Annotated in this window: 21 protein-coding genes and 1 pseudogene; 10 read left to right on the top strand and 12 right to left on the bottom strand. The window is 69.0% G+C overall.

Annotated elements, in window-relative coordinates; genetic code table 11:
* Nucleotides 1-24: 24 nt before the first annotated feature.
* The 4 genes from C3481_RS01265 to lnt all read left to right on the top strand — a co-directional run bounded on the left by C3481_RS01265 (nt 25) and on the right by lnt (nt 5,160).
* Complete coding sequence (locus C3481_RS01265) at nt 25-273, top strand: twin-arginine translocase TatA/TatE family subunit (protein ID WP_023950691.1); 249 nt, start codon at nt 25-27, stop codon at nt 271-273.
* A gap of 66 nt (nt 274-339) precedes the next feature.
* Nucleotides 340-1,119: a twin-arginine translocase subunit TatC gene (tatC, locus tag C3481_RS01260; RefSeq protein WP_052007547.1), complete on the top strand. Its 780-nt coding sequence runs from the start codon at nt 340-342 to the stop codon at nt 1,117-1,119.
* The gene (locus C3481_RS01255; protein ID WP_088379965.1) at nt 1,116-3,590 is read left to right on the top strand and encodes an RNA helicase; all 2,475 of its coding nucleotides are present in this window, start codon (nt 1,116-1,118) and stop codon (nt 3,588-3,590) included. Before tatC ends, C3481_RS01255 begins: the two co-directional genes overlap by 4 nt.
* Before the next feature lie 10 nt (nt 3,591-3,600).
* Nucleotides 3,601-5,160, top strand: a complete 1,560-nt coding sequence (lnt, locus tag C3481_RS01250; protein WP_258038991.1) for an apolipoprotein N-acyltransferase — start codon at nt 3,601-3,603, stop codon at nt 5,158-5,160.
* 50 nt (nt 5,161-5,210) lie between these two features.
* Here lnt and C3481_RS01245 read toward each other — a convergent pair whose 3' ends face one another.
* From C3481_RS01245 to C3481_RS16690, 4 genes and pseudogenes are all read right to left on the bottom strand, one after another.
* Nucleotides 5,211-5,573 carry an RNA polymerase-binding protein RbpA gene (locus C3481_RS01245; protein ID WP_023950683.1) on the bottom strand — a complete coding sequence of 121 codons (363 nt, stop codon included), beginning with the start codon at nt 5,571-5,573 and terminating at the stop codon, nt 5,211-5,213.
* A 110-nt stretch (nt 5,574-5,683) separates the two neighbouring features.
* The gene (locus tag C3481_RS01240) at nt 5,684-6,454 is read right to left on the bottom strand and encodes a glycerophosphodiester phosphodiesterase family protein (RefSeq protein WP_023950681.1); all 771 of its coding nucleotides are present in this window, start codon (nt 6,452-6,454) and stop codon (nt 5,684-5,686) included.
* On the bottom strand, nt 6,451-7,398 hold the full coding sequence (locus C3481_RS01235) for an SPFH domain-containing protein (RefSeq protein ID WP_023950679.1): 948 nt from the start codon (nt 7,396-7,398) through the stop codon (nt 6,451-6,453). Before C3481_RS01235 ends, C3481_RS01240 begins: the two co-directional genes overlap by 4 nt.
* A gap of 45 nt (nt 7,399-7,443) precedes the next feature.
* Nucleotides 7,444-7,776, bottom strand: a pseudogene (locus C3481_RS16690) (NfeD family protein); the annotation flags it as partial.
* A 223-nt stretch (nt 7,777-7,999) separates the two neighbouring features.
* Between C3481_RS16690 and C3481_RS01230 the strand changes: the two are divergent.
* Nucleotides 8,000-8,764 (top strand): SDR family oxidoreductase, encoded by a 765-nt coding sequence (locus C3481_RS01230; RefSeq protein WP_036304576.1) that lies wholly within the window; start codon nt 8,000-8,002, stop codon nt 8,762-8,764.
* Between the two features lie 2 nt (nt 8,765-8,766).
* Nucleotides 8,767-10,749: a S9 family peptidase gene (locus C3481_RS01225; protein ID WP_103840497.1), complete on the top strand. Its 1,983-nt coding sequence runs from the start codon at nt 8,767-8,769 to the stop codon at nt 10,747-10,749.
* Between the two features lie 12 nt (nt 10,750-10,761).
* Here the strand turns inward: C3481_RS01225 and C3481_RS01220 are convergent, their stop codons facing one another.
* Together C3481_RS01220 and C3481_RS01215 are read right to left on the bottom strand one after the other, a co-directional pair.
* Nucleotides 10,762-11,313 carry an HdeD family acid-resistance protein gene (locus C3481_RS01220; protein WP_064956556.1) on the bottom strand — a complete coding sequence of 184 codons (552 nt, stop codon included), beginning with the start codon at nt 11,311-11,313 and terminating at the stop codon, nt 10,762-10,764.
* A 119-nt stretch (nt 11,314-11,432) separates the two neighbouring features.
* Nucleotides 11,433-12,350: an AEC family transporter gene (locus tag C3481_RS01215; protein WP_103840495.1), complete on the bottom strand. Its 918-nt coding sequence runs from the start codon at nt 12,348-12,350 to the stop codon at nt 11,433-11,435.
* An 89-nt stretch (nt 12,351-12,439) separates the two neighbouring features.
* On the opposite strand from C3481_RS01215, the gene C3481_RS01210 reads away from it, so the two are divergent.
* From C3481_RS01210 to C3481_RS01200, 3 genes are all read left to right on the top strand, one after another.
* Entirely contained in the window at nt 12,440-13,291 is an 852-nt protein-coding gene (locus C3481_RS01210) for a phosphatase PAP2 family protein (protein ID WP_103840493.1), read from the top strand.
* 276 nt (nt 13,292-13,567) lie between these two features.
* Nucleotides 13,568-13,873 (top strand): hypothetical protein, encoded by a 306-nt coding sequence (locus C3481_RS01205; protein ID WP_023950657.1) that lies wholly within the window; start codon nt 13,568-13,570, stop codon nt 13,871-13,873.
* Nucleotides 13,874-13,964: 91 nt separating this feature from the next.
* On the top strand, nt 13,965-14,429 hold the full coding sequence (locus C3481_RS01200) for a hypothetical protein (RefSeq protein ID WP_103840491.1): 465 nt from the start codon (nt 13,965-13,967) through the stop codon (nt 14,427-14,429).
* Nucleotides 14,430-14,443: 14 nt separating this feature from the next.
* On the opposite strand, the gene C3481_RS01195 is transcribed toward C3481_RS01200, so the two are convergent.
* Nucleotides 14,444-16,345, bottom strand: coding sequence for an alpha-amylase family protein (locus C3481_RS01195; protein ID WP_084670278.1), 1,902 nt, complete (start codon nt 16,343-16,345; stop codon nt 14,444-14,446).
* Between the two features lie 147 nt (nt 16,346-16,492).
* On the opposite strand from C3481_RS01195, the gene C3481_RS01190 reads away from it, so the two are divergent.
* Nucleotides 16,493-17,821 (top strand): nitrate/nitrite transporter, encoded by a 1,329-nt coding sequence (locus C3481_RS01190; RefSeq protein WP_023950654.1) that lies wholly within the window; start codon nt 16,493-16,495, stop codon nt 17,819-17,821.
* Between the two features lie 30 nt (nt 17,822-17,851).
* Here the strand turns inward: C3481_RS01190 and C3481_RS01185 are convergent, their stop codons facing one another.
* The 5 genes from C3481_RS01185 to C3481_RS01165 form a co-directional block, all read right to left on the bottom strand.
* Complete coding sequence (locus C3481_RS01185; RefSeq protein WP_023950652.1) at nt 17,852-18,112, bottom strand: DUF6458 family protein; 261 nt, start codon at nt 18,110-18,112, stop codon at nt 17,852-17,854.
* A gap of 88 nt (nt 18,113-18,200) precedes the next feature.
* Nucleotides 18,201-18,971, bottom strand: coding sequence for an SGNH/GDSL hydrolase family protein (locus C3481_RS01180; RefSeq protein ID WP_023950650.1), 771 nt, complete (start codon nt 18,969-18,971; stop codon nt 18,201-18,203).
* Complete coding sequence (locus C3481_RS01175; RefSeq protein ID WP_103840489.1) at nt 18,961-20,313, bottom strand: MFS transporter; 1,353 nt, start codon at nt 20,311-20,313, stop codon at nt 18,961-18,963. The genes C3481_RS01180 and C3481_RS01175 overlap by 11 nt, the downstream gene beginning before the upstream one ends.
* 43 nt (nt 20,314-20,356) lie before the next feature.
* Nucleotides 20,357-21,397, bottom strand: coding sequence for an LLM class flavin-dependent oxidoreductase (locus C3481_RS01170; RefSeq protein WP_103840487.1), 1,041 nt, complete (start codon nt 21,395-21,397; stop codon nt 20,357-20,359).
* A gap of 73 nt (nt 21,398-21,470) precedes the next feature.
* A complete protein-coding gene (locus C3481_RS01165) occupies nt 21,471-23,147 on the bottom strand; it encodes a DUF885 domain-containing protein (protein WP_088379971.1) in 1,677 nt (558 codons plus the stop codon).
* Nucleotides 23,148-23,154: the final 7 nt, after the last annotated feature.

Genomic DNA, 23,154 nt, shown 5'->3' with positions numbered 1-23,154 from the left:
CGAAACGATCGACGAGGAGACTCAATGAGCAATCTGTTCGCAGGTCCGCACCTGTGGATCCTACTCATCGTCATCCTGCTGCTCTTCGGTGCCGCGAAGCTGCCGGCGCTGGCGAAGAGCATGGGACAGTCGGCCCGCATCTTCAAGGGTGAGATGAAGGCCATGAAGGACGACGATGCCACGGCCGGCACCGCCACCTCGACGACCGCTGACGTCGCACCCGTCGAGAAGCCCGCGGACCCGAAGAGCGGTCCCGCAGCTCCCACGCCGTAGTCGCGCGTGGTGACGGCTGAGCGCACGCGCTCAGGGGCGGAAGGCGCGCCCCGGCGCGACAAGCGCATGTCCCTCGGACAGCACCTCATCGAGCTTCGACGACGCCTCATCATCTCGGCGCTCGCGCTCGTGGCGTCGATGGTGGTGTCGTTCTTCCTCACCGACTGGATCATCTGGGCGATGACCGAGCCGATCCGCGTCGTCGCTGAGCAGCGCGGCGACACCGAAGCCGTCAAGCTGATGTACTCGACGATCACCGGCCCGTTCGACATGCGGCTGCGGATCTCGTTCTCCGTCGGCATCATCCTCTCCGCTCCGATCTGGCTCTGGCAGATCTGGGCCTTCCTCATGCCGGGGCTCACGCGCAAAGAAGTCCGGTACACGGTCGGCTTCGTCTCCGCCGCTGTTCCGCTCTTCTTCGCGGGCGTCTACACCGGATGGCTCGTGATGCCCCACATCGTCGAGATCATGGCAACGTTCTCGCCGGAGGCCTCCGCCAACTTCTACGAGGGCAAGTACTACTACGACTTCGTCTTCAAGCTGCTGCTCGTCGTCGGTGTCGCGTTCATCATCCCCGTGTTCCTCGTGGCCCTGAACTTCGCGGGGATCATGAGCGGCAAGGCGATCCTCAAGGGGTGGCGCGTCGCCATCCTCATCGCCGTCGTATTCTCGGGCCTCGCAACACCGGCCGCCGACATCGTGAGCATGCTGATGCTGGCCTCGATCCTGACCGTCCTCTACTTCGCCGCCGCGGCCCTCTCGCTCCTGCTCGACCTGCGACGGTCGCGCCGCGCGCCCGAGCTGACCGTTCCCGGTCCGCCTCCGACGACCGATCCGCTCGCGTGAGCGACTCCAGTCCCGCCGAGCGCTTCCTGGCGGCGCAGTCTGCGCGGGCGCATCCGCTGACCACCGCCTTCGCGGGCATGCAGCGCTTCGACCTCGACCCCTTCCAGGTCGCCGGATGCCACGCCCTCGAGGACGGCAGGAGCGTGCTCGTCGCCGCCCCGACGGGCGCCGGCAAGACGATCGTGGGCGAGTTCGCCATGCACCTCGCGATGCTCGAGCCCGGCACCAAAGCGTTCTACACGACCCCTATGAAGGCTCTGTCGAACCAGAAGTTCCGCGAGCTGGTGGACGTCTACGGTGAGGACGAGGTCGGCCTCCTCACCGGCGACACCAACATCAACGGCAGCGCTCGCATCGTGGTCATGACCACGGAGGTGCTCCGGAACATGCTCTACGCCGACTCGCCGGCCCTGCGCGGCCTCCGTTACGTCGTCATGGACGAGGTCCACTATCTCGCCGATCGCTTCCGCGGGGCCGTGTGGGAGGAGGTCATCATCCACCTCCACCCGTCGGTACGGATGGTGGCGCTCTCGGCGACCGTCTCCAACGCCGAGGAGTTCGGCGATTGGCTCGACACCGTTCGAGGCGACACCGCGGTCGTGGTCTCCGAGATCCGACCCGTTCCTCTCGAACAGCACGTCCTGGTGCGCGGCGACCTCCTTCCGCTCTTCGATGATCGCGCCGGCGTCGCGACGGCGCAGGTCAACCGGGAGCTGACGCGGCTGCGTTCGCCCCAGGGCCAGCGTTACGAGAACAACCGCCGCGCGCACTCTCACCGCAGCGGAGGAGGCCGCGAAGCGCATCGCAAGCACCGCGGGGGCACCGCGCCGGCTCGCCCGTCGGCGCTGCAGCGCCTCGAGCGCATCGATCGTCCCGCTGTCGTCGAGCTTCTCGGCCGGTCGAACCTGCTTCCGGCGATCTTCTTCATCTTCAGCCGCGCCGGTTGCGACGGTGCCGTGCAGCAGGTGCGCCGGTCGGGCCTGCGACTCACGACGGCCGAGGAACGCGACGAGATCCGGGCGATCGTCGACCGGCGCACCCGCGCGCTCGCTCAGGAGGATCTCGCCGTCCTGGGCTTCTGGGAATGGCGCGACAACCTCGAGCGCGGCGTAGCGGCCCACCACGCCGGTCTGCTTCCGGCGTTCAAGGAGGTCGTCGAGGAGCTCTTCCAGCGCAAGCTGGTGAAGGCCGTCTTCGCGACGGAGACGCTGGCACTGGGCATCAACATGCCTGCCCGCACCGTCGTCCTCGAGAAGCTCGAGAAGTTCAACGGGGAAGCGCGCGTGGCGATCACCTCGGGCGAGTACACCCAGCTGACCGGACGCGCCGGCCGGCGGGGCATCGACGTCGAGGGGCACGCGGTCATCCAGTGGAGCGATGGGCTCGACCCGCAGGCGGTCGCCGCGCTGGCATCGCGTCGCACATATCCGCTGAATTCGAGCTTCCGCCCCACCTACAACATGGCCGTCAATCTCATCGATCGCTTCGGTCGCGACCGGGCGCGGGAGATCCTCGAGTCGTCGTTCGCCCAGTTCCAGGCCGACCGATCGGTCGTCGGGCTTGCGCGCCAGGTCAAGGAGAAGGAACAGACGCTCGACGGCTACGCCCGCTCCATGACGTGCGATCGGGGGGACTTCGCGGAGTACTCCGGCATCCGTCGGGAGCTCAGCGACCTCGAAAAGCTCAACCGCAACGACCGCACCGCGCCGGCCCGCATCCGACAGCGTCGTCAGGACGAGCTGGCGGGCCTGCGTAAGCGGATGCAGCGGCATCCCTGCCACGACTGCCCGGATCGGGAGCACCACGCCCGGTGGGCGGAACGCTACTGGCGGCTGCGCCGTGACGTGCAGAAGCTGCGGCAGCAGATCGACACCCGGACCGGAACGGTCGCGCGCGTTTTCGACCGGGTGGTCGACGTCCTGACGGCGCTCGATTACGTCACCGTCGGGGCCGATGGCACCACCGTCCTGACGTCGGCGGGTTCGACGATGCGTCGGATCTACGGTGAACGCGACCTCCTGGTGGCCGAGGCGCTCCGCCGCGGTCTGTGGCGCGACCTCGATCCGGCCGGTCTGGCGGCCCTCGCGTGCAGTCTCGTGTACGAGCCGCGCCGCGAGGGCGACGGTCCCGGCGAGTACGGGCTTCCGCGAGGCGCCTTCCGAACAGCACTGGCCGAAACGCAGGAGCTGTGGGCCGTCCTCGACGACCTCGAACAGGACCACCGCCTGCCCGGCACCGAACCGGTGGCGACGGGCCTCGCGAAAGCCATGCATTCGTGGGCACGCGGCGTGATGCTCGACCGCGTCCTGCTCGAGGCCGACATGGCCGCGGGCGACTTCGTGCGCTGGGCGAAGCAGACGATCGATCTCCTGGATCAGCTCTCCCTCGTCGCCGACCCCGACGTGGCACGGACGGCGCGTGCGGCGCTGGATGCCGTCCGCCGCGGCATCGTGGCCTACTCCGCCGTTTAGGCTCGAACACGTGCCCGACTCGTCTCCGGCCGCCGCGCGGCCTCTGATACCGCTGTGGCTGGCACTGATCGGCGCCATCGTCGGCGGTGCGGTCCTGGACGCCGCGTTCCCCGACATCGGGTGGTGGCCGCTGGCGTTCGTCGGTGTCGCGTTCGCCCTCGTCGGTCTGATCGGGCGCTCGACGTGGGGTGCACTCGCGGTCGGGGCCGTCTTCGGGGCGTCCTTCTACTTCATCCACATCTCGTGGATCACCCGTTATCTCGGACCCATCCCGTGGTTCGGACTCGCCGGCATCGAGACGCTCTTCTTCGCGGTCGGCTCGATCCCCATCGCCCTGGCGTACCGCTGGGTCCCGCGTCTGCTGCCCGGCATGGCAGGGCGACTGGTCGCCCTCCCCGCCCTCGTGGCGGGGCTGTGGACGGCTCGCGAGCTCTTCATGGGGTCGTGGCCCTACACCGGCTTCCCCTGGGGCCGGATCGGGATGAGCCAGTCCGAGAGCCCGCTCGCCCACATCGCGTCCTGGACGGGGGTGGCAGGCCTGACGTTCCTCATGGTCTTCGTCACGTCCGCCGGCATCGAGTGGCTCCGGCTCGGCAGGCTGCGCGACATCCGGACGGCAGTCCCCGCCGCCGTCGTCGCGGTCGTTCTCGTCGCCGTGCCCGCCTTCCCGACCACGGATGCCGGGACCTACCGCATCGGTTCGGTCCAGGGCGACGGTCCGGCCGGATACTTCGACTCCCGCGAGGCGTACGGCGTTCTGCGGTCGCAGCTGGAGGCCACGCAGCCCATCATCGACGAACCCATGGATCTGCTCGTCTGGCCCGAGGGCGGGATCGACGCGGACCCGCTGTCGAACGCGTCCGTCGCCGACACGCTCGATCGGCTGTCAGAGCGCATCGGGGCGCCGTTGCTGGTCAACGCCGCGACGGAGCGCGGCGACGACATCTACAACACCTCGATGCTCTGGCGGGCCGGCGCCGATAATCCCGTCGCGATCCACGACAAGTCACGGCCCGTACCCATGGGGGAGTACGTCCCCGACCGGTGGTTCTTCGAGCTGATCGTCCCCGACCTCATCGGTCTCATCCAGCGCGAGTACACGCCGGGCACGAATCCTCCGTTCATGGATGTCTCGGGAGTCGGGGTAGGACTCGCGATCTGCTTCGACGTGCTCTACGACGACGTCATCTGGACGGGCGCGCGTGACGGGGCCCAGGTCTACGTCTTCCAAACGAACAACGCCGATTTCCGGGACACCGATGAGAACCTCCAGCAGCTCGCCTTCGCACGCATGCGCGCGATCGAGACCGGCCGGGCGGTCGTGAACATCTCCACGGTCGGCACGAGCCAGGTCATCGCGCCCGATGGCACGGAGATCGACGGCCTACCGGCGGCGGAAGCCGGTGCGATGATCACCGACGTGCCCCTGCGCACGGGCTTGACGCCCGCCGTGATCATCGGCGGAGCGGTGCAGGTCGTGCTCGGGTGGGGGAGCATCCTGGCGTTCGTCGTCTGCGGCGTCGCCGTCGCGATCGCGAGGCGGCGCTCGACCAGCGCGTCCCGGACATGAGAATGCCGTCGGCCCCGAGGGGACGACGGCATTCGCTCAGAGCTGGAGGCTCAAGCGCTCAGACGGGAGCCGCGGCGCTCGCGGAGCATGGCCAGACGCTCCTCGAGCAGCTCCTCGAGCTCGGGGATCGTGCGGCGTTCGAGCAGCATGTCCCAGTGCGTGCGGGCGGCCTTGTCGCCCGAGTGATCGACCTCGACGACGCCCTCGCCCACGCGCAGGAGAGCCTCGGCGCCGCACGCGCGGCACTCCCAGGTCTCGGGCGCTTCCGCGTCAGCGGCGAACGTCATGACGGTCTCGTGCTCACAGCGCGAACACACATACGTGTGGTTGACCCGGTCGTGAAAGACGACGCCCTCTTCGCTCTGTAGGCTCGAGGCGCCGAGTCGGATGCCGCGCAAGCTGCGGTCTGCCATTGTGTGGTCCTCTCGTCGGCTATCAGTTGTAACGTGCGCAGCTGTGTGCATCATCCGAACAACGGTTCGTCATCGGGGTTTCACAGCCGATGTTCAGCGTGTCGGGGTATTCAGCGCTCTCCCGCCGCGACGGTCATGGCGCGGTCGGCTCGGTCCGTGACGATGCCGTCGACGCCGGCCGCCAGCAGGCGTCTCATGCCGTCCGCATCGTTGACCGTCCAGACGTGCATCTCGACACCCGCACGGTGGACCGCGCGGATCATTCGGGGGGAGACGATGCGGACAAGACCCCGGCGCTCGGGAACCTGTACCGCGTCGATGCCGCGCAGCGCACGACTCATCAACCATGGCACACCTGACGCGACGGCGGCGACGAGCGCCGCGATCCGGATCGTTCCCGCGGATGTCGCCGGTCGTCCGCCGGCGGCGCGAGCGGCTCGGAGCGCACGTTCGCGCGTTCGATCCGAGAAGCTCGTGAGGAGAACCCGATCCGCGTACGGAGCCACCAGCTGGCCGACCCTCTCCGCCGCCGCGTCGGCCTTCACATCGAGGTTGAACAGCAGCGAGGGGAAGGCGTCGAGCGCCTGAGCGAGCGTCACCAGGCCCCCGCGGTCGGCCATGAGCGCCTCCAGCTCTCGGTCGCCGACATCAGCGATGGGACGCGGGTCGCCCGTCACTCGCGAGAGGTCGGCGTCGTGGAAGAGGATCACCGTGCCGTCGGCGCTCAGGTGGCAGTCCGACTCGACGTAGCGCACGCCGAGGGCGTGGGCGGCCGCGAACGCGGCGAAGGTGTTCTCGACGATGCCTTCGGAGTCGGGCGGCACGAACCCGCGGTGCGCCAGGATCCTCGGGCGCTCCGATGCGAAATAGGGGTGCGTCACGGTGCGGGCGGCGCCGACCGCTCCGCCGACGGGGTCGGGTGGTCGTCGCGGCGACCCGCGAACCCGGCGCTCATGCTCTTGAGCGCCTCGGTGAACTCACTCGGAATGATCCACAGCTTGCTCGACGCGCTGTCGCTGATCTTCGGCAGCGTCTGCAGGTACTGATACGCCAGGAGCTTCTCGTCGGGATTGCCCTCGTGGATCGCCTGGAACACCGACTGGATCGCCGCGGACTCGCCCTCGGCGCGCAGGATCTGGGCCTGCTTGTCGCCCTCCGCTTTGAGGATCTCCGCCTGACGACGGCCCTCCGCCTCGAGGATCTGCGACTGCTTGGACCCTTCGGCCGTGAGGATCGCGGCACGACGGTCGCGCTCGGCGCGCATCTGCTTCTCCATCGAGTCCTGGATCGAGGTGGGCGGATCGATCGCCTTGAGCTCCACGCGCGATACTCGGATGCCCCACTTTCCCGTCGCCTCGTCGAGCACGATGCGCAGCTGCCCGTTGATGTTGTCGCGACTGGTGAGGGCTTCCTCGAGGTTCAGACCGCCGACGACGTTGCGCAGCGTCGTGGTCGTCAGCTGCTCGACGGCGCCCAGGTAGTTGTTGATCTCGTAGGTGGCGGCACGGGCGTCGGTCACCTGGAAGTACACGACGGTGTCGATCGAGACGACGAGGTTGTCTTCGGTGATGACCGGCTGCGGCGGGAACGACACGACCTGCTCACGCATGTCGACGAGAGGCAGGACCCGGTCGATGAACGGCACCAGCAGGTTCAGCCCGGGCGAGAGGGTGCGCTGGTAGCGGCCGAGCCGTTCGACGACGCCCGCATAGGCCTGCGGGATGATCCGGATCGAGCGGAAAAGCACGACGATCACGAAGATCGCCAGGACGACGAGTAGGACGATCACGAAGATCTGCCCCACGAAAGCGCCGACGTCAACCACGGGTGTTCTCCTTCGGGTCGGGGAGGGGATGCCGACCTCGACGGTCGCGCCGCGCACGGCACGGACGACGAGGCGGGCGCCGACGGACACGTCTGCGCTGTCGTCGACGAGTCGAGCAGTCCACGTCTCACCGTTGTCGAGCTTGACCGCGCCCGCCCCGTCGACGAACGGGACCAGGACGCGAGCGCCGAGGCCCGCGAGAGCGTCCACGTTGGTCGGTATGTGCTGACTGCTGCGATGCAGGGCGCGAAGGAGCAGCGGACGGATGGTGAACAGCAGCAGTGCCGACACGGCGGCCGCCGCGGCGACCTGCAGCCACCACGGAGCGGACAGGAGGTTCGTGCCCAGACCGCCGACGAGCGTGCCGCCGGCGAGCATCAGGAACGTGAACTCGAGAGTGAGCAGTTCGACGATGACGAAGATCAGGGCCAGCACGAGCCACGCTATCCACAGGTATTGCGTGAGATCGGGCAACATCGGCGCTCCTTCGTCCCTCATCCCGAACCTATCAGTCGGGGGTGCGATCCGGACCGGTTGATAGGCTCGTGCGGTGCCGGCGGCCCGCCGTGCCGAGAGCCTTTCTTCCCCGCAGGAGCGTCACATGACTCAGCCCCTTCCCGCCGGAACCCTCACCGGTCGCACGGCACTGGTGACCGGATCGTCGCGTGGCATCGGCGCCGACACAGCGCGGTACCTCGCGCAGGCGGGGGCGAACGTCGTCATCAACTTCCGCAACAAGGCGCCCCGCGCCGAGAAGCTCGCGGCCGAGCTCCGCGACCTCGGCGTCGAGGTGCTCGTCGTCGGAGCCGATCTCACCGATCGCGCCTCGGTCGACGAGATGTTCGCCGCTGTGCGCGACACGTTCGGCCACCTCGATCTGCTCGTGCTGAACGCATCCGGCGGCATGGAGGGAGGCATGGCCGAGGACTACGCCCTCACCCTCAACCGCGACGCGCAGCTCGGCACCCTCGACGCGGCGCTGCCGTTGCTCGAGGATGGGTCGCGCGTGGTGTTCGTCACCAGTCACCAGGCTCACTTCATCCGCACGACCCCGACGATGCCCGAGTACGAGGCCGTCGCCCTGTCGAAGCGGGCCGGCGAGGACGCTCTGCGCGAGCGCATCGGCGAGCTCTCCGAGCGCGGCATCGGATTCGTCGTCGTGTCGGGAGACATGATCGAGGGCACGATCACCGCGACCCTGCTCGAGCGCGCGAATCCGGGGGCGATCGCCACGCGGCGCGAGTCGGCCGGCAAGCTGTACAACGTGTCGGAATTCGCCGCCGAGATCGCCCTCGCCGCCGTCGAGCCGATCCCCTCCGACAACACCCGTCTCGTCGGGGACATCTCGTCCTTCGGCGGCGAGTGACCATGCGCCCCACGGACATCGAGGCTCTCATCGCCGTGGGGCGTCCGACGGTCGCCCCCGACGGCTCGTTCGCCGTGTTCGCGACGTCACGGCCCGATATCTCGGCGAACCGGAACGTGGGACAGCTCTGGCGTATCGAGCTGCCCTCGGGCGAGGCTCACCGGCTCACCCGCGGCGTGGCCGACTCCTCGCCGCGCCTCTCGCCGGACGGCCGCCGTGTCGCGTTCATCCGCGGCGACGCCGGCGGTAAGCCGCAGATCCACGTGATCGCAGCATCCGGCTCGGAGCCCGTCCAGGTCACCGACGCACCCCTCGGTGTCGGGGCGTTCGCGTGGTCACCCGCGGGCGATCTCCTCGCCTTCACCGCGCGAATTCCCGAGCAGGGCCGCTACGGCTCGGTCGAAGGACTCGCCGCCGAAGCAGAATCTCCTCGGCGGATCACGGGCGTCCGGTGGCATGCGAACGGCATCGGCTACATCGCGGACCGCCCCGCTCAGGTCTTCGTCGTCGCCGCACCGGACCTCGGTTCCGAGCCCGCGTACGCTCCCGCCCCCGAGCCGCAGGGAGACTCGTCCGCGCCTGCACCGCGCGTGCCGGCGGAGGCGCGCCAGCTCACCTCGGGCGAGCTCTCCCATGACGGCGTCGTCTTCACCGCCGACGGCTCGGAGATCCTCACCACCACGGATGAGATCGAGCGCGAACGTCGCGACCTCCGCTCGCCCCTGATCGCGATCAGCGTCGATGGAACGAGGGAGCGCGTGGTGCTGCCCGCGACCCTCTCGATCGCCGACGTCGCCGTCGCCCCCGACGGCAGCATCGCCCTCCTCGCCTCCGACGCGGGCGCCGATGGCGCGGACTTCGTCGCGCCGGGCGTCGCGCTGTGGATCCTCGAGGGCGATGGCCCTCGGAGACTGACCGATCCCGAGACGATCGACCTCGGGGAAGTGGGCTCGCACATCACGGCAGTGGGCGACGACTTCCTGGTGCAGAACCGCACCCGCGGAGAGGTGCACCTGCTCCGCGTCTCGCGCGACGGCGCCGCCGTGCGCCTGCGCCGGGGCATGGAAGTGACCGGCCACGGCGCTGACGCTGCAGGCCGGCGAATCGTCTGCGCCGTCGCGACCAATCGGTCGGCCGGCGAGCTCCTTCTCCTCGACGCCGACGGCGTGGACGCGCGGTTGCTGACCTCCTTCGGGGATGCCGCGAGCCGAGCGGGGTTCGTCGTTCCGCGCGAGCTCGAGGTGACGGCACCCGACGGCTATCGCGTGCACGGATGGGTGGCGACACCCGAGGGCGATGGCCCGTTCCCCGTGCTTCTGCAGATCCACGGCGGCCCGTATGCCTCGTACGGCATCCATCTCTTCGACGAGACGCAGGTGCTGGTCGATGCCGGCTACGCCGTCGTGTACTGCAATCCGCGGGGCAGCGCCGGATACGGTCGCGCTCACGGGCGCAGCATCCGCGGGCGCATGGGCACCGACGACCTCGTCGACGTCCTCGCGTTCCTCGACGGAGCAGTCGCCTCTGACGCACGGCTCGATGGTGGACGGGTCGGAATCATGGGCGGGTCGTACGGCGGCTATCTGACTGCCTGGACGATCGCGCACGACCACCGGTTCGCCGCGGCGATCGTCGAGCGCGGTTTCCTCGACCCGGAGACCTTCCAGGGAACGAGCGACATCGGCTCGTTCTTCGGCGACGAGTACGTCGGCACCGATCCTGCCGCGATCCGGGCGCAGAGCCCGATGGCCATGGTCGGCCGCGTAGCCACCCCCACGCTCGTCATCCATTCCGAGCTGGACTTCCGATGCCCGCTCGAACAGGCGACGCGGTACTACACCGCCCTGCGTCGGCAGGGCACGGAGGCCGAGCTGCTGGTGTTCCCCGGCGAGGACCACGAGCTCACCCGCTCGGGACGGCCCCGACACCGCGTGGAACGGTTCGAGGCCATCCTCGACTGGTGGGGGCGCCACCTCCCGGTGTGACGCCCCCACCTGTCAGGGGCGCAGCGAGAGCCCTCGGATGATGTTGACGATTCCGAGGGCGACAGCCGAGATGCCGAGCAGCCACCAGAGCACGATGACGCCCCACAGGGGCGTGAACAGCAGCATGACGCCGGCGATGATCGAGAGGATCGCGAACGCGATCGTCCAGCCTCGCGACGACGACTCACCGACGACGGACAACGACACCGCGCCCTCGATGATCCACATGATGCCCACCAGGACGCCGAGGAACACAGCGAACGACACCGTGAACGCGGCGAGGTTGGCAAAGGCCACGACGCCGACGACCACGAAGAAGATGCCGAGCACGATGTGTCCGACGCGCGCCCAACCGTCCTTCGTCCGCGAGAAGACGCCGAGCGCGGCGTAGACGACACCCGCGACGATCGCGTACGCCGCGATGATGCCCGTCAGCACCTGGGCCGTCCGCCCGGGCCAGATGAGGATCAGCAGGCCGAGAACCAGGGTGAGGACGCCGGTCAGGATCAACGATGTCCGCAGCGATCGGATGAATCGTCCGGCGATGTTCTCCGCAGTTGTCATGGCAGGGCCTCCTTCACGGAAGTCGGACGCTCCCGTCTCGCCTCACGCTACTGGACATGACGAAGCGGCATCAGAGCGCGCGGTGCAGCGCCGGGGGAGTGGCGCGGGGTGAGAGGCACTCAGCCGAGGAGCAGGGTCGCGGCGAGGAGTACGGGGACGCAGCCGAGCGTGGTGAGGAACACGGTGTCGCGCGAGATTGTCTCGCCGATGTCGTAGCGCTGGGCGAAGTTGAAGACGTTCTGCGCGGTCGGGAGAGCCGCGAGGACCGTGACCGCCAACGTGTCGGCGGGGGAGAGGCCGAACGCGAGCGCGGCGACCGCCCAGGCGACGAGGGGCATCGCGATGAGCTTGAGCCCCGATGCCAGGAGGATGTCGCGGCGACGGCCGGATGCCGACAGCACGCGCTGTCCGTGGAGCGACATCCCGTACGCGATCAGGAGCACCGGCACACAGGCGTCCGCGATCAGCTGCAGCGGGTCGAGCACGATCGGCGGCAACCGCAGGCCCGAGACGGACACGATCACTCCCGCCACCGAGGCGATGACGATTGGGTTGCCGACGGTCCGTTTCAAAATCGGCAACGGTTTGCGTTGTCCGGTCGTGACGGCCTCGAGGATCGCCATCGTGATCGGGGTGAAGACGATCAGCTGCATCAGGATGACGGGCGCCGGTAACGCGGCCGACCCCAACAGATACAGCGACAGCGGGATGCCGATGTTGTTGGAGTTCACCTGCCCGGCCGAGAGCATGCCGATGAGCGTCTCGCCGACAGAGCGGCGCCACACGAGCCGCGCGATCAACGCGTAGACGACGAACATCGAGACGGCGGCGATCGCTGAGACGGGCAGCAACGCGGAGAACAGGGTCGATACGTCGGCCTGCGAGAGCACGACGAACATGAGGAACGGCGACAGCACGAAGAAGATCAGGCGCGCGAGCACGGGACGGCCGTGAGGTCCGAGCAGATCGACGCGGCCGATGACGTAACCGACGACGATCGCGACCCCGACGACGACGAACCCGGTCACGACCTGCACCCTTCGAGCCTAGGGGAGTGCGGGTAGGCGTTGACCCCGCTCACAGGCTCCGGTTCGTACGGTGGTTCAGACGTGGAAGAGGTGACGACATGAGACGCAGCGTGCGCTACATCCCGCTGGCCGCCGTCCAGCTGGCGGCTATCGCCGTGACGATCGCGGTGTGCGTGTTCACGACCTCCGGACAGCACGCCGATCAGGCGGCGATGGTCGCCACGACATCGTCGAGCAACCCGATCCTGCTGGCGGCGCAGCACGTGAGCGCCAACTACATCCTCATCGTGGCGGCCGTGACGATGGTGGTCAGCATCACAACGGCGCTCGTCACCCGCCGGTTCGCGGAGGCGGGCGCAGCGTCGGTCGTCTTCGTCGGCGCGAGCATCGTGACACAGGTGCTCAAGCACGACATCATCGCGCGTCCCGATCTCGCCAGCGGCTGGGGCACATACCACAACTCCCTGCCGTCGGGTCATGCGACCATCGCGATCGCGGCAGCCTGCGCCGCGCTGTTCGCCGCCCCGACGCGGATGAAGTTCGTCCTCGCGCCTGTGCTCGTCGTGTGGGCCACCGTCGCCGGCATGGGCGTCATCGCCGCCGGCTGGCACCGACCGAGCGACGTCGTCACGGCGAGTCTCGTCGTGGGCTTCTGGTGCACGATCGCTGCGCTCCTGGTCAGCGCAGCCCGTCATCGCCGGGAACGCGGCTCGGCCGTGCTCACGACAGCGCAGCGCCGACTGCGCGGACTCACACCCGTCCTGATCCTGCTGGCGGCGATCACCGCCGTCGCGCTGTGCGCGTCGTACGCATCGGGATCGGAGCGCACGCTCGCGTCGGCTCTTCTCACGGTGTCGACGATCACGGCAACGGTCCTCGGCGCTCTCGCGGTCAGCGGCGGGCTGCCGTCAGGACGGCCGCGCGGTCGCGCGCTCGTCCCAGGGGTGTGAGCTGGTGCCAAACAGCGCGCTCCGTTCACCGCATCCGATAATGCACATTATGTCAGTTCCGCGTTGCGGTCAGCCCCTGGAGCCGCATCTGTCCTCGTCTGATGTCTTCGCACGGACGCACGCCGGCATGCTGTTGCTATTTCTCGGAATCGCGTTCGTCGCCCGCCGCAGACGCCCATAACTGCGTATCGGGGTCGGACCGCCGGTAGGTGACCGGCGCGCCTGCCGATACCGTGGTGCGATGATGACACCGACACACCCCCGCGCGGAACGAGCGTGACCGGCGACGCCGCATCGAAGGGACGACGCGTCACGCTGAATCTCCGCCGGCCGATGCTGCACCTGATTCCCGGCGTCCGACCGACGGTCGTGATCGACGGCCGCGGACAGCCCGCGCAATGGGGCGTCGGCACCTGGCTCGTGCCCGACGACGAGGCCGTGGAGATCACCGTCTTCCTCTTCAATCGCTTGTGGCGGTTCGGCGAGGCTCGAGTGGTGCTGCATCCCGCGGACACCGGCCTCTCCTATCGCTCCCCCCTGGTTCCCCTCGGCCCGGGTCGCATTCTGGTCACCTCCGGGTGAGCCTCGTCGCGCCGACCTGCATTCGTACCGTCCAGCTGGTACAGTAATCGGTCATCCTCGCTCGAACGGAGCGCGACGAAGGGAGACGGCCATGCACATCGCCGGCTTGGATGCCGACATCATCGACGCACTGACGCAGGTCTCGACGCCGGATCACCGGCCCGATGCACTCACGATCGGGGTGTCGCTCCCCGACTCCCCCGACGAGCTCCCGGCGTGCATCGCCGACGTCGACGCACTCCTGGAACGCGAGCTGAGCCGCGTGTCACCGCGCATCCTCGTCGCCGTCGTCCACGCCGCGAGTCGACTGAACGAAGGCCGCGCCTTCGCGAGCGAGCTGATCGACCACGCGAGCGTTCACTCGAGCAATTCGCTGGGCCGCGACCTGACCGCTGTCGGCATCGTCCTGGACGACGACCAGGACCGCGCGCTCGTGACGCGCCGTATCGCCGAGCACCTCAGCGGCCGCAGCAACCTCGGCGACGGCACGGTCGTCACCGCCCGGGACCTTCGACGCGTCACTCTGCGCGAGCTGATACTCGAGGACGTCCTCTGACGGTGTAGCCCGCCTCACAGCCGGCGGACGCGCAACCACACGAACGCGTGCGCCGGCAGCACGAGGCCGCTCCCGAGCCCCACCGCGGAGTCCCGGATGAGGTCCCACGCCGACTCATCCAGCCCGCTCACGGTCTCGGAGGGGATCGCCGCCGGCTCGTCAGCGACATTGGCGAGCACGAGCACCGCTCCCCCGTGCTCATCCGTCGCCGGACGTATGAACCCCACGACCGCGGCGTGGGGGGTGTGGAAGGGGATGAGCTCGTTCCCGGCGAACTCCGTCGTGGCTCGGCGCACGTCGATCAGGTGCCGGAGCCTCGTGAAGACCCGTCCGGCAACCGTGGACTCGTCCCGCCGCTCCTCGTACCGCTCGGAGGGTCGCTCGGGCCGGTGCGCCCACCGGCTGTCTCCTCGCCGCGCCGGGTCGTCCTGGAACGTGTCGTCATTGAGCTGCGCCACCTCGTCGCCGAGGTACAGCAGCGGGATGCCGCCGGTGGACATCGCGAGCGCATGCGCGAGCACCACCCGGTCCTCACCGCCGTCGTCGCCCGCCGCGATCCCCGCCAGCGAGGCCGTTGTGCCTGCGATCCGGGCATCGCCGGTGCGCGGGTTCTCCTGGAACGGGAAGCCCCGGGAGAACGAGCCGGCGAAGCGGCCGATGTAGAAGTCGTTGAGGAAGCGCCGATGCGGCCCGCCGTCGATCCCGAAGCGCGCGGCATCCTCGTCCGCGAACGTCCAACCGATGTCGTCGTGGCTTCGGACGTAGTTGACCCACGCGGTCCCGGGAGGAAGCTCGTGGCGCTCGTCGAGCGCGAGCTGAAGTAGCCGGGCGTCACGGGTCGCCAGCGCCTCCCAGGTCAGCGCCATCTGCAGCGGGTTGTAGGAGAGCTGGCACTCGTCGGGCGAGATGTAGTCCTGCACCTCGTCGGGGTGGACGATCGCCTCGGACTTGAACAGCACCGCCGGCGCCGCGATGCGCAGCACCGCGTTGAACGCCTGCAGGAGCAGGTGAGCCTCGGGCAGGGACTCGCACGTCGTCCCGAGACGCTTCCAGATGAAGGCGACCGCATCCATCCGGAGGATCTCGACACCCTGGTTCGCGAGGAACAGCATCTCCCTCGCCATCGCCGTGAATACGTCGGGGTTCGCGTAGTTGAGATCCCATTGGAACCGGTAGAAGGTGGCCCAGATCCACCGGCCATCGGGAAGCGGCACGAACGAGCCCGGATGGTCGTCCGGAAAGATCTCGCGCGTGGTCCGCTCGTACGCATCAGGAAGCTCGCGGTCGGGGAAGATCAGATAGAAGTTCTCGTACACCGGGTCGCCGGCGAGGGCGCGCGTCGCCCACTCGTGCTCGTTCGAGGTGTGATTGAAGATGAAGTCGAGCACGAGGGAGATCCCCGCGTCGCGGAGATCAGCGGCCAACGCGCGGAGGTCGGCCATCGTCCCCAGAGCCGGGTCGACGGTGCGATAGTCCGAGACCGCGTATCCGCCGTCGTTGTCACCTTCTGGGCTGGCGAACAGCGGCATGAGGTGCAGATAGGTGAGACCGAGCTCCCGGAAGTACGGGATCATCTTGCGCACGCCGTCGAGGTCACCGGCGAACCGGTCCACGTAGCAGACACCGCCGAGCATCCGCTCCGATTCGAACCAGGTCGGCCGCGCCGCGCGGTCGCGGTCGAGTCGCCGCAGTTCGGCGGGCCGATCGGCACGTGCATCGAGCACGGCGTCGATGAGCGTCAGGAGCGACTCGAGTGAGGTCGCGCGATCGCCGTAGAGCGCGCGGAACAGCCCGTGCAATCTCGGGAACTCCGCGCGAAGCCGCGCGACCGTCTCGCCGTCGGCCGGCTGCTCACGCCGTGCGACGTGCTCGACGAGGATCGCGGCGTCGGTCTCGAGAGCCGACAGCGCGGTCATCGCGGGACCACCGGAGCACTCATGCTCCGCATCATGGCAGAACGACCGGGGCACCGGACACCGCGGGCCGTGCGGGTAGACGCAGACGCCGGAGTAGCGTAGAAGGGTGATCTTCCCGGCGCCTCCCCTGCTCCGACGGATCGGCCGATGACGGCCGCAGCACGGATGAGCGGCCCCGGGCTCCGGGCGTGGCTCGTCTGGGGAACCGGTGTGGCGGCGTACGTCCTGTCCATCACGAACCGGACGTCGCTCGCGGCCGTGGGCGTCGACGCCGCCGAGCGCTTCCAGGCCGATGCCGCGACGCTATCGATGTTCGCCGTCGTCCAGCTGGCCGTCTACGGCGGGATGCAGATCCCCATCGGCGTCCTGCTCGATCGATACGGTTCGCGCCCCATCATGACCATCGGCATGATCCTCATGGCGGTCGGCCAACTGACGATGGCCCTCTCCCCCAGCGTCGGGGTCGCCATCGTCGCGCGCATGCTCCTCGGCGCCGGCGACGCCGCCATCTTCCCGGCGGTCCTCCGACTCGTCGCGACCTGGTTCCCGGCGCAGCGCGGGCCGCTGATGGTGCAGATGACCGGCATCCTCGGTCAGGCCGGCCAGCTCGTCGCCGTCATCCCCCTCTCAGCTCTCCTGCACGCCACCAGCTGGTCGGTGACCTTCGGCAGCGTCGCGGGACTGGGTGTCCTGTTCGCCGTCCTGGTGTTCCTGCTCGTGCGCAACCACCCGCCGGAGGTCGATCGCGACGTCAGCGTCGACACCGACACCGGAGCCATTCGCGTCGTCACCTCGAGCGTCGACACGGGAGTCGGCATCCGCGCGGCCTGGGCGCATCCGGGTACCCGGCTGGCGTTCTGGTCGCATTTCACGACCCCGTTCGCCGGCACGGCGTTCATCCTGCTGTGGGGCATTCCGTTCCTCACCGCCGGCGAGGGACGCACGCAGTCCGAAGCGACGCTCATCACGACGCTCTACGTCTTCGCCGGTATGGCGCTCGGGCCGATCATGGGCGAGCTCTCTCGCCGCATCCCCAACCTGCGATCGCGCGCGCTCGTGCTTCCCGCCGTGGGCGTCCAGCTCGTCGCCTGGACGGCGGTGATCCTCTGGCCCGGGACCGCGCCGGCGTGGCTGCTGGTGGCTCTGGCGATCGCCCTCGCCACCGGGGGGCCGGCCTCGATGATCGCTTTCGACCACGCCCGCACGCACAATCCCTCGCATCGCCTCAGCACGGCGACGGGGCTCACGAACGCCGGCGGCTTCCTCGCCGCACTCATCGCCGTGTTCAGCATCGGGGTGGCGCTCGACCTGCAGGGCGCCGGAACACCGGCGACGTACTCGCTCGAGGCGTTCCGCGTCGCGTTCCTCACCCAGGTGCCGCTGTGGCTCATCGGCGGTACGTTCATCGCGATCGAGCGCAAGCGCACCCGTATCCACATCGGGATGGACCTACCGAAACGGCCGCGACGGGCGTAAGCCCACCGCGGCCGTTTCGCAGCAGATGCATCAGAGCATGGGGTCGCCCGACGTGCTCGTGCTGTTGCGGGTGACGCGCTGGCCGCTGGCGGGATCGACGGCGGTGCGGCTGACGGTCTCGGTCTGGCGGCGGCGCACCATCAGAATGAGGCCGATGAGGAAGACGAGGGCTCCTGCACCCATCAGGATGTAGCCGATGAGGTCGAGGTTCACCCACTCGACCTCGACGTTCACGGCGAACGCGAGGATCGCGCCGATGACGAACAAAGCGATTCCGGCACCAATGCTCATGTCAGTTCCCTTCGGGTGTGCGGACCCGTCGATCCTGGCGCGTGGGCGCAGCACCGTGCACCGGCTTGACACCGGCTCTCGCGGCGTGTCACGAGCGCGGCGCGACCTCGATCCAGGAGCCGAACTTCGGTTGCCGGTTGTCGCCGGATGAACGTCCGGTGAGTCGCCGACGGACCCAGGGAGCGAGGTGCTCGCGGAAGTACTCGCCGCGCGCGAGCGCAGGCGGCTGCTCGTCGACGGGAAGCGACCACCACTCCCCCGGCGCCTCGAGACCCAGGGAACCGAGAACCCGAGCGGCGACGCGGTGGTGACCGCGGGCGTTCATGTGGAGCCGATCGGCCGACCAGTACGACGGATGGGTCAGGGCCCGGTCATACCAGTTCAAGGCGCGGACGACGTCGTCGCGATCCGCGATGCGCTCGACGACGGCATCCGAGAGCGCATCGCCGCGCCGATTGATGAGGCCTCCCAGCGGCAGCTGCGCGGACGGGTTCGCGCCCGACAGCAGGATGAGGCTGACGCCTTCTTCGTCGCACCGGCGCAGCACCTGCACGAAGGCGTCGACGATATGCGCGATGGACGTGCGCGGGCGCAGCATGTCATTGCCGCCGCCGTTGAACGACAGGTGGGTCGGGCGCAGCGCGAGGGCGGCTTCGAGCTGTTCGTCGACGATGGGCCGCACGAGCTTGCCGCGGATCGCGAGGTTGGCGTACTGCACGGCTCGCCCCGTCGCGTCCGCCCAGCCGGCGGCGACGAGATCGGCCCAGCCGCGCACGGCGCCGTCGGGCAGCTCGTCTCCCACGCCCTCGGTGAACGAGTCGCCGATGGCCACGTAGCGCACCTGTGATTCAGCGGTCATCGAGCGACACTCCCCTGCGGTCGACGAGTCCCCACGCGCCGACGGCGGCGAGGACGAAGAAGATGGCGAACACGACGAAGAGCATGGGCGCGCCACCCCACATCAGCAGGGGCGGCACCGACAGCGGAGCGAGGATGGATGCGATCCGGCCGACGCCCGCGGCCCATCCGGCACCGGTGCCGCGCAGCGATGTCGGGTACATCTCCGGCGTCACGGCGTAGAGCGCACCCCAGGCGCCGAGGTTGAAGAACGACAGCGCCATACCTGCGCCGATGATGACGGCCTCGGTCCCGGCCGTGCCGAACACGACGGCGGATGCCGCGGAGCCGATGAGGAACACCGACAGGGTCAGGCGTCTGCCCCACACCTCGATCAACCAGGCCGAGACGGCGTAGCCAGGGAGCTGAGCGAGAGTGATGATCAGGGTGAACCCGAATGAACGCACGAGGTCGTAACCCTGCGTGTACAGGATCGTCGGGATCCAGATGAAGGCGCCGTAGTACGAGAAGTTGACGCAGAACCAGACCAGCCACAGGCTCGCGGTGCGGCCGCGGAACTCGGGCGACCAGAGCGCCCGGAGCCGGCCGGTCGACGACACGGCGGCGGGCGCGGCGATCGTTTCCGGGCCGGCGGAGACGCTGACCTCGCGCGACGCGATCGCGCTGGTCGTCTCGAAGCTCCGGACGACCGCCTCGGCCTCGGCGTGCCGGCCGCGGCGTTCGAGCCACCGGGCCGACTCGGGGAGCCCCCAGCGCACGACCAGCGCGTACACCGCGGGGATCGCGCCCACGACGAATGCCCAGCGCCATCCTTCGTCGACCTGCGGGATCACGAAGTAGCCGATCAGTGCGGCCGCGGTCCAGCCGACGGCCCAGAAGGCTTCGAGGATGACGATGACCCGGCCGCGGATGCGGGCGGGCGCGAACTCGCTCACATACGTGCTCGCGACCGGCAGCTCGGCGCCGAGACCGAGCCCCACGAGGAAGCGCAGGACGAGGAGCATCGCGAGCCCGCCGACCAGAGCACTCGCGCCGGTGGCGACTCCGTAGACGAGAAGCGTGACCGCGAACACGGAGCGCCGACCGAATCTGTCTGCCAGCAGCCCGCCGACGCTCGCGCCGATCGCCATGCCCGCGAACCCGGCCGATGCGATCCACGACGCCTGCGAGGTGTCGAGCGACCACTGCGCGATGAGCGCCGTGATGATGAACGAGATCAGCCCGACGTCCATCGCGTCGAGGGCCCATCCCAGTCCGGATCCGGTCAGGATCCGCAGGTGCCGACGGCCGAAGGGCAGATCGTCGAGGCGGCGCGCCACCGAGGGCGTCGCGGTATCGGTCATTCGACCATGCTATTGATCCGCGACGACCTCGCGCGCCACCCGGTCAGTCGCCGGCGAGCATCTCTCGCACGAGAGGAGCGACCTTCGTGCCGTAGAGCTCGATCGAGTGCATCATGCTCTCGTGCGCGAGCGTCCCGTGCGAGAACTTCAGATCGAACCGGTCGAGGTCCAGCGTGCGGATCGTCTGGGCGAGCTTGCGCGCCACCGTCTCGGGCGAGCCCGCGTACACGGCGCCGTCGGGGCCGAGATCGTGCTGGAACTGCAGGCGCGAGTACGGCGGCCAGCCACGCTCGGCACCGATCGCGTCACGGTTGACCTTCATCGCCGGGAAGAGCTCCTCCCAGGCCTGCTCATCGCTGTCGGCGACGTGGCCGGGAGAATGGACCCCGACGGGCAGCCGGTCGGCGCCCATCGCGTCCCGCGTGCGGTGGAACAGATCGACGTACGGCCGGAACCGCGCCGCACCGCCGCCGATGATCGCCAGCATCAGGTTGTACCCGTTGTGGGCGGTTCGCAGCACCGATTCGGGCGAGCCGCCGACGCCGACCCACGCACGGAGGCCGTTCTCGGTCTTCGGGAAGACATCCGCGTCCGTCAGCGCGGGTCGAGTCCGACCCTGCCAGGTGACGGGGTGCTCGGACCGCAGCCGTCCGAACAGGTCGAGGCGCTCCTCGAAGAGGATCTCGTAGTCGGCGAGATCGAACCCGAACAGCGGGAACGACTCGGTGAACGAGCCCCGCCCGAGGATGATCTCGGCACGGCCGTTCGAGACGGCGTCGAGGGTCGCGAAACGCTCGTAGACGCGCACCGGGTCGTCGCTCGAGAGGACCGTGACCGCGGTGCCCAGGCGGATCTCCTTCGTACGCGCCGCGGCGGCGGCGAGCACGATCTCGGGACTCGAGACGGCGAATTCACGCCGGTGGTGCTCCCCCACCCCGAAGAAGCTCAGGCCGACCTCGTCGGCGAGCACCGCCTGGTCGACGACGTTTCGGATGGTCTGGGCGTCGGAGAGCAGCTCGCCGTCGGCGCCGCGGGTGACGTCACCGAACGTGTCGAGGGCGAACTGGACGGATGTCGCGGTCATGGGGGCCCACCTTTCATTCATCCGCATACAACGACGGGGCGGGAAGAGTATTCCCGCCCCGTCGTCGGTGCTGTCAGTTCTGCGCGAGCGCCATGCGCAACGTGTCGAGCCCGACACCGCCGAGCCGCAGCGCCTTCATGTGGAACGCCTTGACGTCGAACCGGTCGCCCGCCCGCGCCGCGAAGTCGTCGCGGATCTGCTCCCAGATGCGCTGACCGACCTTGTACGACGGCGCCTGGCCCGGCCAGCCGAGATACCGGTTGACCTCGAAGCGGATGAACTCCTCGGGCATGTTGACGTTGCGCTTCATGAACTCCAGCGCGTAGTCCGCATCCCACACGCCCTCACCGTCGGGGCGTTCCTTGCCCAGGTGCACACCGATGTCGAGGACGACGCGAGCGGCCCGCATGCGCTGGCCGTCGAGCATGCCCAGCCGGTCTGCCGGGTCGTCGAGGTAGCCCAGCTGCTCCATCAGGCGCTCGGCGTACAGCGCCCAGCCCTCGGCGTGGCCGCTCGATCCGGCGAGCAGGCGGCGCCACGAGTTGAGCTCGAAACGGTTGTACACCGCCTGCGCGATCTGGAGATGGTGACCGGGGACGCCCTCGTGATACACCGTCGTGAGTTCGCGCCAGGTGTCGAACGAGTCGACGCCCTCCGGCACCGACCACCACATGCGACCGGGGCGCGAGAAGTCGTCGGTCGGGCCCGTGTAGTAGATGCCGCCCTCGTTGGTCGGGGCGATCATGCACTCCAGCGTGCGGATGGGCTCGGGGATGTCGAAGTGGGTACGACCCAGTTCTTCGACGGCCCGGTCGCTCGTCTCCTGCATCCACTTCTGCAGAGCCTCGGTGCCGTAGAGCTTCCGCGACTCGTCCTTCTCGAGGTGCGTCACCGCCTCTTCCACGGTCGCACCCGGGAGGATCTCGTTCGCGATGGACTCCTGCTCGGCGACCATGCGGGCCAGCTCCTGGAGGCCCCACTCGTAGGTCTCGTCGAGGTCGATCGTGGCCCCGAGGAAACGGCGGGAGTGCAGGGCGTACAGCTCGCGCCCGACCGCGTCGGTCTCGCCCGCCTCGGGGAGCAGCTCGCCGGTGAAGAACGAGGCGAGCGCGTCGTAGGCGACGCGAGCCGCATTCGCGTTGTCGGCGAGCTCACGGGCCAGTGACGCGGGCAGGCCCCCCTCGGTGGGCGCGGCCTCAGCGGCGAACGTCGCGAAGAAGCCGGTGTCCGCCGTGTAACGACCGATCTGCGTGGCTACCTCGGAAACCTGACGGCGCGCCGGGACGATGCCTCGGGAGATACCTTCGCGGAGCGTCTCGATGTAGCCGTCGATCGCGGCCGGAACCGCACCCAGACGCGCGGCGATCACGCTCCAGTCGTCGACCGTGGCCGTGGGCATGAGGTCGAAGGTGTTCCGGATCTCCTGAGCGGGCGAGGCGATGACGTTGACGTCGCGCAGGTGCGCGCCGGCCTCGGCGAGCTCGATCTGCAGACGCAGATCGCCGGAGAGGTCGGCCTTCGTGACGACATCGACGTCGTCGGTCGGCTCGGCTGCCTCAAGGGCGGCGAGAGTGCCGCGAGCGGCCTCGAGGGCTCGGGCGGTGCCGGCCGGCGAGTAGTCGTCGAGTCGTGCGTTGTGCTCGAAACGGCCGATGTACGTCGCGAGCCCGGGTGAGAGCTCTGCCAGAGTGTCGACCCACGCATCGGCGATCCGGTCGATCGGCGTGGGGGTGCGCTGTGCTTCGGTCATCCTCCGA

Source organism: Microbacterium sp. Ru50, from assembly GCF_002920555.1.
In the GTDB taxonomy this organism is placed as follows: Bacteria; Actinomycetota; Actinomycetes; order Actinomycetales; family Microbacteriaceae; genus Microbacterium; species Microbacterium arborescens.
The sequence above is the reverse complement of the archived record's forward strand: the minus strand, read 5'-3'. Positions and strand labels throughout refer to the sequence as shown.

Excerpts from the sequence above, each read along its gene's own strand:
- C3481_RS01245 (WP_023950683.1), bottom strand. The coding sequence starts at position 5,573 with ATGGCAGACCGCAGCTTGCGCGGCATCCGACTCGGCGCCTCGAGCCTA.
- C3481_RS01230 (WP_036304576.1), top strand. The coding sequence starts at position 8,000 with ATGACTCAGCCCCTTCCCGCCGGAACCCTCACCGGTCGCACGGCACTG.
- C3481_RS01185 (WP_023950652.1), bottom strand. The coding sequence starts at position 18,112 with ATGAGCATTGGTGCCGGAATCGCTTTGTTCGTCATCGGCGCGATCCTC.
- C3481_RS01165 (WP_088379971.1), bottom strand. The coding sequence starts at position 23,147 with ATGACCGAAGCACAGCGCACCCCCACGCCGATCGACCGGATCGCCGAT.
- C3481_RS01175 (WP_103840489.1), bottom strand. The coding sequence starts at position 20,313 with ATGACCGATACCGCGACGCCCTCGGTGGCGCGCCGCCTCGACGATCTG.
- tatC (WP_052007547.1), top strand. The coding sequence starts at position 340 with ATGTCCCTCGGACAGCACCTCATCGAGCTTCGACGACGCCTCATCATC.
- C3481_RS01180 (WP_023950650.1), bottom strand. The coding sequence starts at position 18,971 with ATGACCGCTGAATCACAGGTGCGCTACGTGGCCATCGGCGACTCGTTC.
- C3481_RS01225 (WP_103840497.1), top strand. The coding sequence starts at position 8,767 with ATGCGCCCCACGGACATCGAGGCTCTCATCGCCGTGGGGCGTCCGACG.
- C3481_RS01195 (WP_084670278.1), bottom strand. The coding sequence starts at position 16,345 with ATGACCGCGCTGTCGGCTCTCGAGACCGACGCCGCGATCCTCGTCGAG.
- C3481_RS01200 (WP_103840491.1), top strand. The coding sequence starts at position 13,965 with ATGCACATCGCCGGCTTGGATGCCGACATCATCGACGCACTGACGCAG.
- C3481_RS01170 (WP_103840487.1), bottom strand. The coding sequence starts at position 21,397 with ATGACCGCGACATCCGTCCAGTTCGCCCTCGACACGTTCGGTGACGTC.
- C3481_RS01265 (WP_023950691.1), top strand. The coding sequence starts at position 25 with ATGAGCAATCTGTTCGCAGGTCCGCACCTGTGGATCCTACTCATCGTC.
- C3481_RS01220 (WP_064956556.1), bottom strand. The coding sequence starts at position 11,313 with ATGACAACTGCGGAGAACATCGCCGGACGATTCATCCGATCGCTGCGG.
- C3481_RS01210 (WP_103840493.1), top strand. The coding sequence starts at position 12,440 with ATGAGACGCAGCGTGCGCTACATCCCGCTGGCCGCCGTCCAGCTGGCG.
- C3481_RS01190 (WP_023950654.1), top strand. The coding sequence starts at position 16,493 with ATGACGGCCGCAGCACGGATGAGCGGCCCCGGGCTCCGGGCGTGGCTC.